At 49.8% G+C, this 16,664-nt stretch carries 16 protein-coding genes; 10 read left to right on the top strand and 6 right to left on the bottom strand.

Annotated features, from left to right (window positions below; genetic code table 11):
- Positions 1–41: 41 nt before the first annotated feature.
- Together H9Q13_RS12515 and H9Q13_RS12510 are read left to right on the top strand one after the other, a co-directional pair.
- A complete protein-coding gene (locus tag H9Q13_RS12515; RefSeq protein WP_191184154.1) occupies positions 42–1,718 on the top strand; it encodes an amidase in 1,677 nt (558 codons plus the stop codon).
- Between the two features lie 106 nt (positions 1,719–1,824).
- Positions 1,825–4,224, top strand: a complete 2,400-nt coding sequence (locus H9Q13_RS12510; protein WP_191184153.1) for a prolyl oligopeptidase family serine peptidase — start codon at positions 1,825–1,827, stop codon at positions 4,222–4,224.
- An 88-nt stretch (positions 4,225–4,312) separates the two neighbouring features.
- Here H9Q13_RS12510 and H9Q13_RS12505 read toward each other — a convergent pair whose 3' ends face one another.
- Both H9Q13_RS12505 and H9Q13_RS12500 read right to left on the bottom strand, forming a co-directional pair.
- Positions 4,313–5,137 (bottom strand): phosphatase PAP2 family protein, encoded by an 825-nt coding sequence (locus tag H9Q13_RS12505; protein WP_191184152.1) that lies wholly within the window; start codon positions 5,135–5,137, stop codon positions 4,313–4,315.
- 8 nt (positions 5,138–5,145) lie between these two features.
- On the bottom strand, positions 5,146–5,964 hold the full coding sequence (locus H9Q13_RS12500; RefSeq protein WP_191184151.1) for a phosphatase PAP2 family protein: 819 nt from the start codon (positions 5,962–5,964) through the stop codon (positions 5,146–5,148).
- A 300-nt stretch (positions 5,965–6,264) separates the two neighbouring features.
- On the opposite strand from H9Q13_RS12500, the gene metK reads away from it, so the two are divergent.
- Positions 6,265–7,569: a methionine adenosyltransferase gene (gene metK / locus H9Q13_RS12495; RefSeq protein WP_191184150.1), complete on the top strand. Its 1,305-nt coding sequence runs from the start codon at positions 6,265–6,267 to the stop codon at positions 7,567–7,569.
- A 90-nt stretch (positions 7,570–7,659) separates the two neighbouring features.
- Here the strand turns inward: metK and hpf are convergent, their stop codons facing one another.
- The 4 genes from hpf to H9Q13_RS12475 form a co-directional block, all read right to left on the bottom strand.
- Complete coding sequence (gene hpf, locus H9Q13_RS12490) at positions 7,660–7,959, bottom strand: ribosome hibernation-promoting factor, HPF/YfiA family (RefSeq protein ID WP_191184149.1); 300 nt, start codon at positions 7,957–7,959, stop codon at positions 7,660–7,662.
- 24 nt (positions 7,960–7,983) lie between these two features.
- Positions 7,984–8,862: a tyrosine-type recombinase/integrase gene (locus H9Q13_RS12485; RefSeq protein WP_191184148.1), complete on the bottom strand. Its 879-nt coding sequence runs from the start codon at positions 8,860–8,862 to the stop codon at positions 7,984–7,986.
- Between the two features lie 70 nt (positions 8,863–8,932).
- Positions 8,933–9,127 (bottom strand): 30S ribosomal protein S21, encoded by a 195-nt coding sequence (gene rpsU, locus H9Q13_RS12480; RefSeq protein WP_191184147.1) that lies wholly within the window; start codon positions 9,125–9,127, stop codon positions 8,933–8,935.
- 161 nt (positions 9,128–9,288) lie between these two features.
- The gene (locus H9Q13_RS12475; protein ID WP_191184146.1) at positions 9,289–10,428 is read right to left on the bottom strand and encodes an acyl-CoA dehydrogenase family protein; all 1,140 of its coding nucleotides are present in this window, start codon (positions 10,426–10,428) and stop codon (positions 9,289–9,291) included.
- An 89-nt stretch (positions 10,429–10,517) separates the two neighbouring features.
- Between H9Q13_RS12475 and H9Q13_RS12470 the strand changes: the two genes are divergently transcribed.
- The 7 genes from H9Q13_RS12470 to H9Q13_RS12440 all read left to right on the top strand — a co-directional run bounded on the left by H9Q13_RS12470 (position 10,518) and on the right by H9Q13_RS12440 (position 16,600).
- A complete protein-coding gene (locus tag H9Q13_RS12470; RefSeq protein ID WP_191184145.1) occupies positions 10,518–10,784 on the top strand; it encodes a hypothetical protein in 267 nt (88 codons plus the stop codon).
- Positions 10,785–10,788: 4 nt separating this feature from the next.
- On the top strand, positions 10,789–11,535 hold the full coding sequence (locus H9Q13_RS12465; protein WP_191184144.1) for a tyrosine-protein phosphatase: 747 nt from the start codon (positions 10,789–10,791) through the stop codon (positions 11,533–11,535).
- Between the two features lie 20 nt (positions 11,536–11,555).
- A complete protein-coding gene (locus tag H9Q13_RS12460) occupies positions 11,556–12,566 on the top strand; it encodes an NAD-dependent epimerase/dehydratase family protein (protein WP_191184143.1) in 1,011 nt (336 codons plus the stop codon).
- Positions 12,567–12,634: 68 nt separating this feature from the next.
- Positions 12,635–14,032, top strand: a complete 1,398-nt coding sequence (locus H9Q13_RS12455) for a tetratricopeptide repeat protein (RefSeq protein ID WP_191184142.1) — start codon at positions 12,635–12,637, stop codon at positions 14,030–14,032.
- Entirely contained in the window at positions 14,032–14,820 is a 789-nt protein-coding gene (locus H9Q13_RS12450; RefSeq protein ID WP_191184141.1) for a phosphosulfolactate synthase, read from the top strand. Before H9Q13_RS12455 ends, H9Q13_RS12450 begins: the two co-directional genes overlap by 1 nt.
- An 83-nt stretch (positions 14,821–14,903) precedes the next feature.
- The gene (locus H9Q13_RS12445) at positions 14,904–15,851 is read left to right on the top strand and encodes a DUF368 domain-containing protein (protein WP_224744267.1); all 948 of its coding nucleotides are present in this window, start codon (positions 14,904–14,906) and stop codon (positions 15,849–15,851) included.
- Between the two features lie 2 nt (positions 15,852–15,853).
- On the top strand, positions 15,854–16,600 hold the full coding sequence (locus H9Q13_RS12440) for a shikimate dehydrogenase family protein (RefSeq protein WP_191184140.1): 747 nt from the start codon (positions 15,854–15,856) through the stop codon (positions 16,598–16,600).
- The last annotated feature ends 64 nt before the right edge of the window (positions 16,601–16,664 follow it).

Raw genomic sequence — 16,664 nt, 5'->3', positions numbered from 1 at the left:
GTAACTTATAAGCTTTAATTAACCTAATACATAAAGGATAGATGGGGAAAATTGGTACATATGCAATTCTAGGTATTACCGCATTTACAACAGGTGCATTCGTCTCTAAACTGGCAGACGACAAGATAACTGCAGGTATACTTCGAAATGCCCAACAGGTGATCGGACTACAGTTTAATGACGCACAACTGGACTCTGCCACAACTAACCTAACAGAATTCAGGAAAAGCTATCAGTCTATCAGGCAACAGCCCCTGACGAATGATGTAGCACCAGCGCTGCAGTTTAATCCTATACCTGTTGGCTTTCGCTTTGAAGAGAAGCGTGAGAAATTTGAGGTAGAGCGGAAGAAAGGTATAAAGCTTCCTCAGAATCGAGATGATCTGGCTTTTTACACCGTGCCCCAACTGGCAGAGTTGCTGCGCACAAAACAAATCAGCTCTGAGGAACTGACCAAATTTTTTCTGGCCAGATTAAAGCAACATGGCCCCACGCTGCAATGCGTGACAAGTCTCACGGAAGAACTGGCGTTGGAACAGGCACGCCGGGCAGACCAGGAAATAAAGGCCGGGAAGTATAAAGGGATACTGCACGGTATACCTTATGGCGTGAAAGACCTGCTGGCAACAAAAGGTTATAAAACCACTTGGGGATCGGTGCCTTACAAAGACCAGCAACTCAACCTCGATGCCACCGTTGTGGAAAGGCTGGAGCAGGCAGGAGCAGTACTAGTCGCCAAACTGACATTGGGCGAACTGGCGATGGGCGATGTTTGGTATGGCGGAAAAACCAGGTCGCCCTGGGATATAACAAAAGGATCGAGCGGCTCATCAGCAGGGTCTGCTGCTGCAGTAGCGGCTGGTTTGCTTCCTTTCGCGATCGGCACGGAGACGCTGGGTTCTATAGTTTCGCCTTCCACGGCATGTGGCACCACCGGACTGCGCCCCACCTATGGCAGGGTGAGCCGACATGGAGCAATGGCCCTGAGTTGGTCGATGGATAAGATCGGGCCGATTGCCCGCTCGGCTGAGGACTGCGCCATTGTGTTCAATGCGATTCACGGTACAGATGGCAAGGACTTGACAGTAGTAGATGCTTCTTTTAACTATAACAAGAACATTAACCCCAAGAAACTAAGAGTCGGCTATCTGCACAAAGACTTTGACCGCGATTATCCATTTAAAGATAACGACAAAGCTACACTGGAAGCCCTGAGGCAAGCAGGTATAGAGCTGGTGCCGATTGAGTTGCCTAACTTGCCTGCACGCGACCTGACCCTGACCATTTCTGTGGAAGGGGCTACGGCCTTCGACGAATTGACACGTAGCGGTCGTGATAGCCTCATGGTGCAACAGCACAAAAATGCCTGGCCCAATATCTTTAGAGCGGCCCGCTTTGTTACCGCAGTAGAGTATTTACAGGCCCAGCGCGTGCGTACCCTCATAATACAGCAAATGCACGAGAAGCTTAAAGGTATAGACGTTTACATCAGCCCTTCTTTTGCAGGAAGCAACCTGGTGATGACTAATCTGACGGGCCATCCTTGCGTTGTGCTGCCAAACGGTTTTCAGAAGAATGGCATGCCGACCACCATTACGTTTATGGGGCAGCTATACGGCGAAGCAAATGTGCTTGCCCTGGCCAAGCTTTACCAGGATCTGACCAATTTCGATGAACAGCATCCGCCGATGGCGTTAAGCAATGCTAAATTGAAGTAGACGAAGCTGATGCCAATCTGCTGGCAGGAGATAATTTGGCATATTCAGGAAGAATCGCTTATTTTCAGGTACAAACATCTATCTAATCAAGACAACCTATTTAATTATGCTTCTTAAGAAGAGAGCCGTGCTGCTGATGTCGTGGCTGATGCTGGCCGGAACAACAGTGCAGGCCCAGCAGGATAACACCAAACTGAGCGTGGAGAAGATCATGCGCGACCCAACCTGGATCGGCACTTCACCGAGCAACGTATTTTGGTCCGAAGACGGCAAAAAAATCTATTTCAACTGGAACCCGGAAGCGAACCGGAAGGATTCCCTGTATAGCGTGTCGGCCGACGGGAAAAATATCCGGAAGGTGAGTCCGCAGGAACGACGCTCACTGCCTAGTCCATTCGGCAGGTATAACCGGGCACAGACCCAGAAGTTGTTTGAAAAGAACGGCGATATTTACCTGCTTGACCTGAAGAGCGGCAAAACCCAGCAGGTAACCAACACGGTGGAGCGTGAAAGCAGTCCTTCTTTTACCCACGACGAGAAAAAAGTAGCTTACATTAAAGATGGGAACTTATACCTGTGGACCATCAGCAGCGGGCAGGTCGCGCAACTCACGGATTTCAAAAAAGGAACAAAGGCTGGTAACGGAGACGCCAAAGATCCGCAGCGCGACTGGTTGAAAGAACAGCAGCTGGCCTTGTTGCAGATCGTGCGGGAACGTGAAGCGGATAAGGCCGCTGCCCAGAAACAGCAGAAGGCAGACAGTCCTTCTCGGCCCAAAGAAATATACCTGGGGGAGAAATCCGTGGACAACATGGTGCTTAGCCCGGATGAGCGGCATATTACTTACCGTCTGGTCACGCGGCCCAAAAACGCCAAAGTAGCCATCGTGCCTGATTTTGTGACTTCATCGGGTTATACTGAAGACATCAACACCCGCACCAAAGTAGGCGATGCACAGGCTACCTACGAGTCCTTTGTGTACGATATCCGACGCGATACAACTTATGCCCTGCAAGTCAAAGATCTGGAAGGTATAAATGATCAACCTGCCTACCTGCTGGATACGGACACAAAAGCCAGTGCGGCAAAAGAGAAGGCCGCGAAACCTGCCAAGCAGGAAATGCGCAGCGCAGTGCTTTTCGGCCCAATCTGGTCTGATAACGGTAAACACGCTGTCATGGTGGCCCGTGCCACTGACAACAAAGACCGATGGATCCTGAAGCTCGATCCGGCTACAGGCAAACTAACCACGCTCGACCGCCAGCGCGATGAGGCTTGGATTAACGGACCAGGTATAGGCTATGGTACGGGTGATATTGGCTGGATGCCGGACAACGAGCATGTATGGTTTCAGTCGGAAGAAAGTGGCTATTCGCACCTGTACACCGTCAATGTGAGCAACGGCAACAAAAAGGCCCTGACCAGCGGCAAGTTTGAGATTTCAGGACCACAACTGTCGAAGGACAAGAAAAGCTGGTACTTCACGGCCAACAAAGTACATCCAGGCGAAAAGCATTTCTATAAAATGCCTTTACAGGGCGGTGAGTTGACGCAACTGACCACCGGAACAGGAGCGCATGAAGTGGCTTTGTCTCCAGATGAAAGGACCCTGGCTATACGCTACTCTTACAGCAACAAGCCCTGGGAACTTTATGTGCAGGACAATAAAAAAGGAGCCAAGGCAAAGCAGATTACGGAGTCATTGACGGATGAGTTCAAAGCCTACAACTGGCGTGAACCAGAGGTAGTATCCTTTAAGGCAAGCGATGGGGTAGATGTGTATGCCCGTCTGTATCAGCCTAAGAACAAAGTGGCCAATGGCCCGGCTGTGATTTTCGTGCACGGAGCAGGTTACCTGCAAAATGCGCACAAATGGTGGAGCTCTTACTTCAGAGAATACATGTTCCACAATTTCCTGGCTGACAACGGCTATACCGTACTCGACATTGACTACAGAGGCAGCGCCGGCTATGGTCGGGACGTGCGTACAGGCATCTACCGCTTCATGGGAGGTAAGGACCTGAGCGATCACGTAGATGGAGCCAAAATGCTTGCGGATAAGTATAACGTAGATCCTAAGCGAATCGGCATCTATGGCGGCTCATATGGCGGCTTTATTACCCTGATGGCCATGTTCACTGAGCCCGATGTATTTGCGGCTGGCGCAGCGCTCCGTTCGGTAACCGACTGGGCGCATTACAACCATGGCTATACCTCCAATATCCTGAATGTTCCGCAACTGGATAGCTTGGCATACGCCAAGAGTTCTCCTATCTACTATGCTGAAGGTCTGAAAGGGGCACTGCTGATCTGCCACGGTATGGTGGATACCAATGTGCACTTCCAGGACGTGGTACGCCTCACGCAACGGCTTATTGAGCTGGGCAAGGACAACTGGGAACTGGCTGTTTATCCTGTAGAGGACCATGGTTTCACAGAGCCAGCCAGCTGGACGGATGAGTACAAACGAATCTACAAACTCTTTGAGGAAAACCTGAAAAAGTAACAAGAGCTGATTTAAATGAAAAAGCGTGTGGCATTGAATTGTCACACGCTTTTTTTGTTAGAGTGCTATACCTGAAGGAATAGCATGATCAGAAAGTATAGTTGAGATTTACGGCTTGGAAGGCAGGCCCAATATCCGTTGGAATAAGGGTGGGATGAATAGATAATCCTGTTCTGTTGCTTTTCTTATGCAGCTGCGGCACTAATATACCGACGCTTGCCCCCAAGGTATAGCCAATGATATTATCCGTCAGAAAATGCTTGCCGGCCCTAAGTCTCAAATAACCTACTGTGGCTGGTGTAATGGCCGCTGCCGCCCAAACAAAATGCCGGGCAGGAGAGTCGGGGTTAAAATCGTGGAAAACCTTGGCGGCAAAGAAAGTGGCTGTAGCGGTAGCAGCAGTATGGCCGGCAAAGAAGGAATTGGTGGCGTACTTGTGCAGCCTCGCTTCCAAAGGTGCATCGGTAGCATACACATTCGGCCGTTTTCGTTCGGTAAGCCCCGCCGTCATGCTGAACAGGCCACCAGTAATCGACATGGCCTGTGCGTACAGCAGGTATACCTGCGGAGCCTGCAAGCGCACGTCATCATCCAACAACAGGAACAGGGGAGCCACAAAAGAACCATAAAACGGGAAGTCACTGGCCTGCTCCGCCGATGCGCTATAGTTGCCTGCCGCAAATCTATCGAACCTGTTCACATCGGCTATGCGGATGATCTGAAGATCTGCTTCTGTCAGCCGGTCCTTGTTGAGCAGGATAGTGCTTCCCACGACCGTCAGGCCTATACCGCCTGCCGTGATGGCCCCATCTTTTACCCAGTCTGTTTTGTAAGGGAAAACAGACTGGGCCTGACAAGTTATTGACAGGCCCAGGTATAGGACAAAGCTCAAACTTAGCAGCGACCCTTTCATGGTACTGATTAGAAGGTATAGCTCACGTTAGCCCCTTGCGACGCCATGCCGTTGAAGGTCGGAATGATGGTGGGATTAATAGAGAAACCTGAGTTGTTGCTTTTCTTGTGCAACTGCGGCACCAGTATGCCGGCAGCGGCTCCCATGGTATAGCCAATAAGGTTGTCACTAAGGAAGTGCTTTCCAGCTTTCAGTCTGTAGTAGCCTACCACAGCAGGCACTGCTGCGGCACCTGCCCACACATAAGGCCGAAGCGGCGAATCAGGGTTGAAGTCATGGAAAACCTTGGCGAAGAAGAAACTCGCGCTTGCCGCCGCAGCCGTATGGCCTGCATAAAAAGAGTTTCTGGCATTAGCGCGTGTTTTCTCAGAAAGCTCCACATCCGGGCTGTACACCAGAGGTCTGATGCGCGGGTTAAGTCCATTGGTCATTGTGAAGAGGGCGCCTGTCACGGCCATGGTCTGCACATAGAGGCCAAATACCTGGCCCGCATTGCTTCTTACGTTGGCATTGCTGATGAGCGAGAACGGTAGAAGGAAAGAGCCATAGAACGGGAAATCACTTATAAATTTGGCACGCTCTGAATCGTAGCCTGCCGAAAAACGGTCGAAGCCGTTCACATCGTTCCTGTTAAGCCTGTTGACTTCTTCCTCTGTCAGTCCGTCTTTGTCCTGCATGAGCGTCAGGCCATAGTAGCTAAGGCCCATGCCTGCCGCCGTAATCGGGCCGTCTACTTTGAAGCTAGTTTTATAAGGGGATTCGCGTTGTGCTTCTGCCACTCCTGTAACGAAGGTCAGGCACCATATCATCATGATAAACTTTTTCATATGTCTGATTTAAAAACGTGCAATTTTTATGATAGAAACGCTGCTATATATAAAAGGTTTTCTATTCCTATTTTCCCGAAGCAACGCCTTTATTGATGTCTTTGAACCACAAGGTCTTTGAAATGAGCAGTAAAATATTTATGTGTTAAATGCAAGAATGTGCTAACTTGCGGAGAGCGAAACTTCCTTTTCAGTCTTCTGCAGGCGATCGTTTTTAAGTGTGCAGGAATTGCCGTAGCTTTGCAGGCGCTGTAGTTTCCTGCAGCAGGTTTATACTTTGTACCTAAACCCACTATTGTAATGCCATATTTGTTCACATCCGAGTCTGTATCAGAAGGACACCCGGACAAAGTAGCGGATCAGATCTCTGATGCCCTCTTAGATGAATTTTTGAAGCAAGACCCACAGTCTAAGGTGGCTTGCGAAACACTGGTAACGACAGGACTAGTTGTGCTGAGCGGCGAAGTGAAGACCGAAGCATACGTGGATGTGCAGAAGGTTGCCCGTGAAGTGATTAAGCGTATTGGCTATACCAAGTCAGAATATATGTTTGACGCCGACGCATGCGGTGTCATATCTGCTATACACGAACAGTCCAGCGATATCAACCAGGGTGTGGAACGCGCCAATCCAGAGGACCAGGGCGCTGGCGACCAAGGGATGATGTTTGGCTATGCTACAAGCGAGACAGACAACTACATGCCATTGGCACTCAGCATATCGCACCTTTTACTGCAGGAACTTTCGGCTATTCGCAAAGAAGGCAAGGAAATGACTTACCTGCGCCCTGATGCCAAGTCGCAGGTAACCATTCGTTACAGCGATAATCATGTGCCTGAGAAAATCGATACAATCGTGATCTCTACCCAGCACGATGAGTTTGTGCTGCCGGAAGGAGACAGCAACGAGGCCAAGCTGGCTGCTGAGAAGCAGATGGTGCAAAAGATTAAAGAGGATGTGGACAGCATTCTGATGCCACGCGTATTACAGCAATTGCCAGAGCGTATCCAGAAGCTGTTCAATAACGAGATTGTATACCACATTAACCCAACTGGCAAGTTTGTGATTGGTGGGCCACATGGAGACACTGGACTGACCGGCCGTAAAATCATTGTGGATACCTACGGTGGCAAGGGAGCGCACGGTGGTGGTGCTTTTTCAGGCAAAGACTCGTCTAAGGTGGACAGGTCTGCTGCTTATGCGGCGCGTCATATTGCCAAAAACCTGGTGGCAGCCGGAGTATCTGATCAAGCACTGGTGCAGGTGGCCTACGCTATTGGTGTAGCCAAGCCAGTTGGCCTGTATGTTACAACTTATGGCTCCACAAAAGTGAAAGACGCCAATGGTAACATCATGAGTGACGGTGAGATCGCGGAGAAAGTGAATAAGCTGTTCGATATGCGTCCATACGCGATTGTGCAGCGCTTCGGTCTTCAGAACCCGATCTTCTCTGAGACGGCGGCTTATGGCCACATGGGCAGAACACCGGGCATCAAGCGAGTAGAAATGACTTCCAATGGTCAGACCACTGTGAAAGAGTTTGAGACGTTCACTTGGGAAAAGCTGGACTACGTAGATAAAATTAAAGAAGAGTTCGGTTTATAACTGACCAAATTCGCTTATAAAAAAGGCCTGCTGGATTTCAGCAGGCCTTTTCTTATGAATATCACCTTACAGTGAGGTGTGTTTTTCGGCTTAATGATGCGCCATCTGCTTGTCTTTGAACTTTTTGAGCTGTCGGCGCATAGCCTCTACTGCGGCATCGGCGGCGGCTTCAAAGGACGGGGCTTCTTCTTTGGAGAAGAGGGTGCTGCCCGGTACATAAAGCTTTATCTCTACTGTTTTGGTCTCGGTTCCGTTATTATTATGTTTAAGAAACACTTCTCCTTCCACTACACGGTCGTAGAATGTTTCCAGTTTATCTACTCTCTGCTGGATGAAATCGGTCAGCTGTCTGTCAGCCTCGAAGTGAATTGAATGCATTTGTAGCTTCATAATCGTAACATTTTATGGTTAAACTTATGCTTTTGGGTGAGCCTTCTCAAAAATCGATTTGAGTTTCTCTATTGAATTGTGAGTATATACCTGCGTGGCCGCCAGACTGGCGTGCCCGAGTAGATCCTTAATGGCATTGAGGTCAGCACCTTTGTTGAGCAGGTGGGTTGCGAAGGAGTGTCGCAGCACATGCGGGCTGTTATGTTCGGAGGTAGTAACCAAGCTGATGTACTTTTTTGCGACGCGATAAACGAATTTCGGATATAGCGGACGTTCCTTATTAGTAACGAGTAGCTTTTCTGAATTGTTATTGCCAAACTGGCTTTTCTTGTACGCCAGGTAGTGTTTGATGGCGGCAACCAGGGTGTCGTTCAGGGGAATGATGCGCACCTTGTTGCCTTTGCCCAGTACGCGCACTGTGCCTGCGTGCAGGTCTACATCTTCATGAGCTATACCTATCAATTCGGAAAGACGGATGCCGGTACCATACAAAAACTCCAGAATCAGCCTGTCTCGTTGCCCTTCAAAGCTGTCTTCAAATGTAAAGCTGTCCAGGAAATGATTGAAAGGTTCTTCGGCCACAAAGGCAGGGAGTTTTTTTGACACCTTGGGCGCTTTGATGCGCAGCATCGGATTAGCCGCGATACGCTGCTGGCCCAGCAGGAATCTGTAGTAGGAGCGGAGGCAGGCGATTTTCCTGTTAACGGAACGGGCCTCCAGGTTTTTGTGCACGAGTGTCAGGATCCAGGACCGGATGATGGAATGGTCTGCCTCAGCGGGATCGGTAATCTGGTAGGTGTCCTGCAGGTATTGCGCGAACTGTCCCAGATCGGTGTGGTAAGAAGTAAGGGTGTGCGGGCTGTACCGCTTCTCGTATTCGAGATACTTAAAAAATAATTCCATACATTGGTATACCTGATGTGTGTCTCAGATATACTAATGTATGGAAAAATAAAATATCTTTAAAGAAAGACTAGTAATTATCGTTCGCGAAAAGCTGCTGCTTGTACTTCGCTCTTTCTTTTTGCTTTCTCTTAGAAACAGATGGTTTTTCGAAGAACGTTCTCGCTCTCAGTTCTTTCAGAACACCAGTTCTCTCGAATTTCTTCTTGAATCTCTTCAAGGCACGGTCTACAGACTCGTTATCTTTTACGTTTACAATAATCATATTTTTGCTCGCTTCTTCTGATATTTAGGGTTGCAAATTTACTTAATGTTTTAATTAAAAATCAACAGATTGGGAAAATATTTACGCAATCTTCTGAAAAAAAGGCTTCTGCAGGGTATAAAATTGCCTGCAGGCACATTTTGATGATCTTTAAAAGGCAATTATTTTAAGATTGCTCTTGAGATCACAAGCTTTTGTATCTCACTCGTTCCTTCACCAATGGTACAGAGTTTGGCATCGCGGTAGTACTTCTCGGCTGGGTAGTCCTTCGTAAAGCCGTAGCCACCAAAGATCTGAACTCCCTCGTTCGCCACTCTTACCGATACCTCTGAGGCATAGAGTTTCGCCATGGCCGACTCCTTGTTCACATTCAGGCCGCGGTTTTTCATATCGGCCGCCTGGTAAGTGAGAAGCGATGCCGCCTCAATCTCCGTTGCCATGTCTGCCAGTTTAAAAGAAATACCCTGGAAGCTGGAGATGGGCTTGTTGAACTGGCTGCGTTCCTGCGAGTAGGCCAATGCTGCCTCAAAGGCACCCTGCGCTATACCTAGCGATAGAGCCGCAATAGAGATCCGCCCACCATCCAATACTTTCATTGCCTGAATAAAGCCTTCGCCCACATTACCCAGCATTTGGTCTTTGTGCACACGGCAGTCTTCAAATATCAGCTCTGTGGTTTCGGATGCACGCATGCCCAGTTTGTCCTCTTTGCGTCCAGCGCTGAATCCTGGTGTGCCCTTCTCTATCACGAAAGCTGTCATTCCGTGAGAATCACCTACTTCGCCCGTGCGAACAATTACCACGGCCACATTGCCGCTTTTACCGTGCGTGATAAAGTTCTTAGCCCCGTTGATCACCCAGTAGTCGCCGTCCTGCACAGCCACGGTGCGCATGTTGCCGGCGTCAGAGCCTGTGTTCGGTTCCGTCAGTCCCCAGGCACCGATCCATTCGGCGGTAGCCAGCTTAGGCAGGTATTGCTTCTTCTGCGCCTCGTTGCCGAACTGCAGGATGTGACCCGTACAGAGAGAGTTGTGTGCTGCCATTGACAAACCGATGGAACCGTCTATTTTAGACAGCTCTGCGATGGCCGTCACATACTCCAGGTAGCCAAAGCCCGAGCCACCGTATTCTGTAGGCACCAGTACGCCCATCAGCCCCAGTTCTCCCAGTTTCTTAAATACCTCAATCGGGAACTCCTGGCTCTCGTCCCACTCCATCATTTTTGGTTTGATATGCTTCACGCCAAAGTCCCGAATCATATCGGCAATCATGCGCTGGTTTTCTGTGTAGTTAAATTCCATCTAAGTTTAGTTTTTTATAGTCGAGTGTTATACCTGAATAACCGGTAACTATTGATAAAGGGTTTACAAATCTAACCAAATAAGGCCGCTTGGCAAATTCAAAGTTTAATTTTGATTTAATTGATGTTCAAACAACAAATAGATTGGCCGCATATGCTATTGGCTACTATGACGGACAGCTAAGTCCAGTAGTCTCCGTATCGCTTTTTCCAGTTGTCTCCATTTGGCCTTTTCATATACAAACCGGTAACGGCTTCGTTTATTTTGATAGCGTGCAATTATTGCGTTATTTTGATGTTGCGTTGTTGCGTTTGGCAATGTTGGTGTTAGGTGCCGTGTACGTACGGTTTAAATAGGCAAATGATAAAGTTTTTCCAGAATTTGTTTGGCAGGGAAGAAGTGCAAGTTGAGTCGCTGAATATACTCGGCGTGGACATGCACTCACACATTTTGCCAGGTATAGACGATGGTGCCGCTACAGTGGAGGAGTCGCTGGAACTGGTGCGCGCCATGAAGGAAATGGGCTATCGCAAACTCATCATGACGCCGCACATCATGAGCGATTTCTATCGCAACACCCCTGAGATAATTCGGGAGCGCCTGCAGGTGCTGCAGGAGGCCGTAACAGCCGAAGGTATAGACATAGAGTTGGCTTGCGCCGCCGAGCATTACCTGGATGAGGCTCTTTTGCAGAAGCTGGAGGACAAGGAGGAGTTACTCACATTCGGAGATAATTACCTGCTGTTTGAAACGTCCTTCCTGAACGAGCCGCTCAACCTGCGCGAGGCCATTTTTCGAATGCAGTCGCTGGGCTACAAGCCGGTGTTGGCCCATCCAGAGCGCTATACCTATTTCTATGGCAAGTTCGATGATCTGGTGAGGCTGCGCGAACAGGGCGTACTGTTACAGCCAAATCTCAACTCACTTACAGGTTACTATTCACCGGGCGCTAAAATGGTGGTCGAAAAACTGATAGACGCCGGACTGGTAGACTTTCTGGGTTCCGATGCCCACAGCCTGAAGCACATCGCCAACATGCAAAAAGTACTTTACTCTAAGTACCTCGTGAAGGCGCTGGAACTCCCACTCCTCAACAGCAAGCTATAATCCACTAATCACCTTTACTCATGGCCACAGTTTTCGTGACAGGCGGCAGCGGCCTGATTGGCAGCTACCTTATACCGGCACTTCTGGCGCAGGGGCATCAGGTGCGTGCGCTGTATCGTGGGCGGGTACCTGCCATTCAAGGCACGGATCGGGTAGAGTGGGTTGAAGGAGACATACTGGATGTTGCCCTGCTGCGAAAATCATTGAAAGGGATCAACTATGTGTTTCACAGTGCTGGCTTGGTGTCGTATGCGCCACAGGACGCCGGACTGCTTCAGCAGGTCAATGTAGAAGGCGCTGCCAACATAGTAGATGCCTGCCTTGAGGCCGAGGAGCCTATTAAATTATGCCATGTCAGTTCTATCGCCGCCATAGGACGCGGCAAAGGTATGGATGTGCTGAATGAAAACAGTAAATGGGATGCAGGCGAGAAGCAATCAGTCTATGCCGAGTCGAAGCATTTTGGTGAGCTAGAGGTATGGCGAGGTATAGCCGAAGGCCTGCAAGCCGTGATCGTGAACCCATCGGTTGTGTTGGGGCCGGCCAATTGGAACCGCAGCAGTACACGCTTGTTTAAATATGTATACCAGGAACGTGCTTTCTATACCGGTGGCACTGCCAATTTTGTGGACGTGCGCGATGTGGTAGAGGCTATGTTACAACTCACTTTCTCGGAAATATCCGGCGAAAGATTTATATTGAATGCAGGGCAGCTTACCTACAAGGCATTCTTTGAAGAGGCCGCCCGGTGCTTTGGCAAAAAAGCCCCGTCCTTCAAGGTATCTCCGGCGCTGGCCGAGGTCGTATGGCGGTTGGAGCATGTCCGGGCCTGGCTAACGGGAGGCCGCCCGCTGATCACCAAGGACACAGCCCGTGTATCAGCCAAAAGCCACTTATTTGACAGCCAAAAGGTTAGTAAATCAGTGGGGCTGGCCTTCAGGCCACTCACCGAAACCATTGCCTGGACGTGTGATGGATTACGGCAAATAGCACAGGATCAGAGTGGTCTGGAAGTGGCCCGTTCAAACTAAACTATTTGCAGTTTATAAATGTAGTAAGAAGACAAAAGCTGCTTTTCGCAGTTTGTGGGATATAGGAGATGAAAGAGAATTTTGACGAGCACAGCGAGGATTCTGAACTGATTATAAGGTTCGAACAGATGCTGGGAACAAACGAGACCGTTTTTTTTGACCTGACCGATTTTGAATATATCATAGACCACTATACCGCCAACTTTGACTATAAGAAGGCATTGCTGGCCTGTGATTCTGCCATCGCACAATATCCTTTTTCGACCGGGCTTCAAATAGACAAGGCGCAGTTGCTGGCGATGTCCGGCAACTTCGAGGACGCCATGGTGCTGATCGATCAGGTGGCCGAAGTAGAGCCGCAGAACCCTGACGTGCTCCTGACTCGTGGCATTATCTTTACGCAGCGTGGCGAGTACCGCGACGCCGTAGACCATTTCAAAAAAGCGCTGGCCTTTGCCGAGGACCGCGACGATATCTATTTTAACATAGGATTGACGTACCAGAGTTGGGGCAAGTTTAGCTCGGCCATCAAGTATTACAAGAAATGCATTGAGCTGAATGTGGAAAACGAGGCGGCCATGCAGGAGATCATCTATTGCATGGAGATAACAGGCTCTATGCGCGAGGATTTGCCCTTTTTTCAGGCTTTTATCGACAAAGACCCTTACTCGTATGTAGCGTGGTTCAATTTGGGCAACGTCTATAACAAGCTGGGGTCTTATGACAAAGCCATCGCCGCCTACGATTATGCTACTATCATCAAGCCTGACTTTATCACAGCCTATAACAACATGGCCAACGCCTATGTGTTTTTGGGTGAATATACCAAGGCGGTAGAGGCGTTCAATGCCATGCTGGAGCACGGTTCCCCGTCGGCGGAGGTGTTTTGTAACATAGGGGAATGCTACGAGAAAATGCAGCAGTGGGACCTGGCCCGCCGCTACTACCAGAAATCCATCGACCTTGATCCGGATATGGATGAGGCTTGGTTTGGTATTGGCGTGGTGCTGGATGCGCAGGGCAAATGGTATGAGGCCGTGCACTTCTTCAAGAAAGCCGTGAACCTGTACGACGACAGTGTAGACTACTGGGTAGCGCTGGCTTCGGCGGAGTATCATGTGGGCCATGTGGTGTCGGCACTCGAAAGTTACGCCCGTGCCGCCGAGATTCAGCCAGAGGACAAGGACATCTACCTGAACTGGTCGATCATTCTGTATGAGCAGGGCAATTTTGAGGAAGCCACCGATATTATTTTAAACGCGATAGAACTGCAGCCTGACGAGGCAGAGCTGTATTATAGAGCGTGCGCCTACATGCTTTCGGCAGGAAAATACCGGGAAGCTTACAATTATCTGGAAAATGCTTTAATTTTGGACTTCGACAAACACAAGCTGCTGTTTGAGTTCTTTCCAGAACTGGAGTCGCAGCGTGCATTATCCCGATTAATTGACCAATACCGCAAATAATGATCAACAACTATAATCTGAACAGCCTGCCAGAGCGTGAGGCGAAGCCGCGTGAGCGTGGTTTTACCATGGCCATGGATAAAGGCTTGAGCATCCGTGAGGTAGAAGATTTCCTGGAAGTAGCAGGTGACTACGTAGATATCGTGAAACTGGGCTGGGCCACTTCTTTTGTGGTGCCTAACCTGCAGAAAAAGCTGGACGTGTACAGAGCAGCAGGTATACCGGTATACTTTGGTGGCACTTTGTTCGAGGCTTTTATTGCCCGCAACCAGTTCGACGACTACCGCCGCGTGCTCGACAAGTATAACATGACCTTTGCCGAGGTGTCTGACGGATCGCTGGAGATGTCGCACGAGAAAAAGTGCGGCTATATTCAGACGCTGGCTGAGCAGGTGACCGTATTGTCCGAGGTTGGCTCCAAAGACGCTGAGAAGATCATCCCGCCCTACATGTGGATCAGGCTGATGCAGGCCGAGTTGGACGCCGGTGCCTGGAAAGTGATCGGGGAGGCCCGTGAAGGCGGCAATGTCGGCTTGTTCCGTTCAACCGGCGAGGTGCGCAGCGGCCTTGTAGAAGAGATTCTGACGCAGGTGCCCTTTGAGAAGATACTATGGGAAGCACCGCAGAAAGCACAGCAGGTATGGTTTATCAAGCTGCTGGGTGCGAACGTGAACTTGGGCAACATTGCGCCAAGCGAGGTTATTCCGCTCGAGACGATCCGTTTGGGCCTGCGCGGCGATACCTTTTCACACTTCCTCAACAACGGAGCACCCATTATTGACGCTTAATACGTCCGGAAAACATTGAATTGCCCGTCAGCAAAACTGAGGGGCAATTTTTTTGTGCTTATCCAAAATCAGATCAAAAAAGCATGAAACGAAGATCTTTAAAAGAGTACCTGCTGCTTTTCTCCAAAGGTATGGGCATGGGAGCGGCCGATGTTGTACCGGGTGTGTCCGGTGGTACGATTGCCTTCATCACCGGTATTTACGAAGAGCTGCTTGACTCCATTCGCTCCGTCAACGGCGAGGCGTTGCGCCTGCTGTCCCGCTTCGACTTAAAAGGTTTCTGGAGCCATATCAATGGCACGTTCCTGGTCGTACTGGTCACTGGTATTCTGTTTTCCATCGCTTCCCTTTCCAGGTTGGTGCTGTTCCTGTTGGAAAACTACCCGATCATGCTGTGGGGCTTCTTCTTCGGCTTGATCGTGGCTTCGGCGCTGGTTGTTGGCAAGAAAATAACCAAATGGCGGCCCATCGTGGTGTTGGCAGGGTTGGCAGGTATAGCCGTTGCCTACTGGGTGACGATTGCCGTGCCGATGCAGACGCCGGAGGCCTATTGGTTTGTATTCCTTTCCGGCGCTATCGCCATCTGTGCGATGATTCTGCCCGGCTTGTCTGGCAGCTTCCTGCTTTTGTTGATGGCCAAGTATGAATTCATGATGAATGCGCTCAAGGAGTTTAAGGTTGATATGATTCTGGTGTTCGCTGTGGGTTGTGTGACAGGTCTCCTGTCCTTTTCGCACGTGCTCAACTGGATGCTCAAGAACTATTACAACATCACGGTGGCCCTGCTGACGGGCTTTATGGTAGGCTCCCTGAACAAGGTATGGCCTTGGAAACAAACCGTGCAGACCTACACCGACCGCCATGGCGTGGTGAAACCGCTGATTCAGGAAAACGTCTCTCCGGGCACCTACGCGCAGCTAACAGGTCAGGAGCCATACCTGCTCTACGCCATCGGCTTGGCTATTTTCGGCTTCCTGCTGGTATACCTGATCGACCGCCTGACCGACGACAACACAGCCGAAAGGGTATAGGTATGCGCAGGTTCGGACTCATCGGCCAAAAGCTCGGGCATTCCTTCTCAAAGCGCTACTTTACCGAGAAGTTCGAGACGGAAGGCATAGCCAACGCCAGGTACGAACTCTACGAACTACCTGAGATCACGGCTTTTCCTGCTTTACTGGCTCGCGAACCTGAGTTGGTTGGGTTAAACGTGACCGTGCCCTACAAGGAGGCGGTTATACCTTATCTGGATGCGCTCGATGAAAGTGCTGCGCAGATCGGGGCCGTCAATACCATTTGCGTTTCGGGTGGCAAGCTCAAAGGCTACAATACTGACTTCATTGGTTTTCGGGATACCCTGCAACAATTCTATCCGATTGAAGAACTGAGCAAGGCGCTGGTGCTGGGTACTGGCGGGGCAGCCAAAGCGGTATGGGCTGCCCTGAGTTCATTGGGTATAGGCTATACCTGCGTTTCAAGAAATCCTTCTGAAAATGAGCTGGCTTATGCGGCTATAACACCGGAAGTACTGCAGGCTTATCCCTTGATTATCAACACGACACCCTTGGGCATGGCCCCTGATATAGAGCGGGCTCCTGCCATACCTTATGAGGCGCTGACCGAGGGGCATTTCCTTTATGATCTGGTGTACAACCCCGAGGAGACCTTGTTCCTATCCAAAGGCCGTGTAGCCGGTGCCAGGACGATCAATGGCATGCCGATGCTGTATGCCCAAGCCGAGGCTTCCTGGGAAATCTGGAACAACGAGCGGCTGTTCTAATATATTGCGGTTATATTCTGTTGCGTGCAACATTATGATGGGGACTTTGCGTAAGGTATAGCAA

Source organism: Pontibacter aquaedesilientis (assembly GCF_014773225.1).
Taxonomy (GTDB): Bacteria; Bacteroidota; Bacteroidia; order Cytophagales; family Hymenobacteraceae; genus Pontibacter; species Pontibacter aquaedesilientis.
Note: the sequence above shows the minus strand (reverse complement) of the source record. Positions and strands in the feature narration are given on the sequence as shown.

Bases quoted from the DNA above. Each gene is read 5' to 3' on its own strand.
- hpf (WP_191184149.1), bottom strand. From the start codon at position 7,959: ATGAAGCTACAAATGCATTCAATTCACTTCGAGGCTGACAGACAGCTG.
- H9Q13_RS12510 (WP_191184153.1), top strand. From the start codon at position 1,825: ATGCTTCTTAAGAAGAGAGCCGTGCTGCTGATGTCGTGGCTGATGCTG.
- H9Q13_RS12455 (WP_191184142.1), top strand. From the start codon at position 12,635: ATGAAAGAGAATTTTGACGAGCACAGCGAGGATTCTGAACTGATTATA.
- H9Q13_RS12500 (WP_191184151.1), bottom strand. From the start codon at position 5,964: ATGAAAAAGTTTATCATGATGATATGGTGCCTGACCTTCGTTACAGGA.
- H9Q13_RS12515 (WP_191184154.1), top strand. From the start codon at position 42: ATGGGGAAAATTGGTACATATGCAATTCTAGGTATTACCGCATTTACA.
- H9Q13_RS12460 (WP_191184143.1), top strand. From the start codon at position 11,556: ATGGCCACAGTTTTCGTGACAGGCGGCAGCGGCCTGATTGGCAGCTAC.
- H9Q13_RS12445 (WP_224744267.1), top strand. From the start codon at position 14,904: ATGAAACGAAGATCTTTAAAAGAGTACCTGCTGCTTTTCTCCAAAGGT.
- rpsU (WP_191184147.1), bottom strand. From the start codon at position 9,127: ATGATTATTGTAAACGTAAAAGATAACGAGTCTGTAGACCGTGCCTTG.
- H9Q13_RS12485 (WP_191184148.1), bottom strand. From the start codon at position 8,862: ATGGAATTATTTTTTAAGTATCTCGAATACGAGAAGCGGTACAGCCCG.
- H9Q13_RS12450 (WP_191184141.1), top strand. From the start codon at position 14,032: ATGATCAACAACTATAATCTGAACAGCCTGCCAGAGCGTGAGGCGAAG.
- metK (WP_191184150.1), top strand. From the start codon at position 6,265: ATGCCATATTTGTTCACATCCGAGTCTGTATCAGAAGGACACCCGGAC.
- H9Q13_RS12465 (WP_191184144.1), top strand. From the start codon at position 10,789: ATGATAAAGTTTTTCCAGAATTTGTTTGGCAGGGAAGAAGTGCAAGTT.
- H9Q13_RS12505 (WP_191184152.1), bottom strand. From the start codon at position 5,137: ATGAAAGGGTCGCTGCTAAGTTTGAGCTTTGTCCTATACCTGGGCCTG.
- H9Q13_RS12440 (WP_191184140.1), top strand. From the start codon at position 15,854: ATGCGCAGGTTCGGACTCATCGGCCAAAAGCTCGGGCATTCCTTCTCA.
- H9Q13_RS12475 (WP_191184146.1), bottom strand. From the start codon at position 10,428: ATGGAATTTAACTACACAGAAAACCAGCGCATGATTGCCGATATGATT.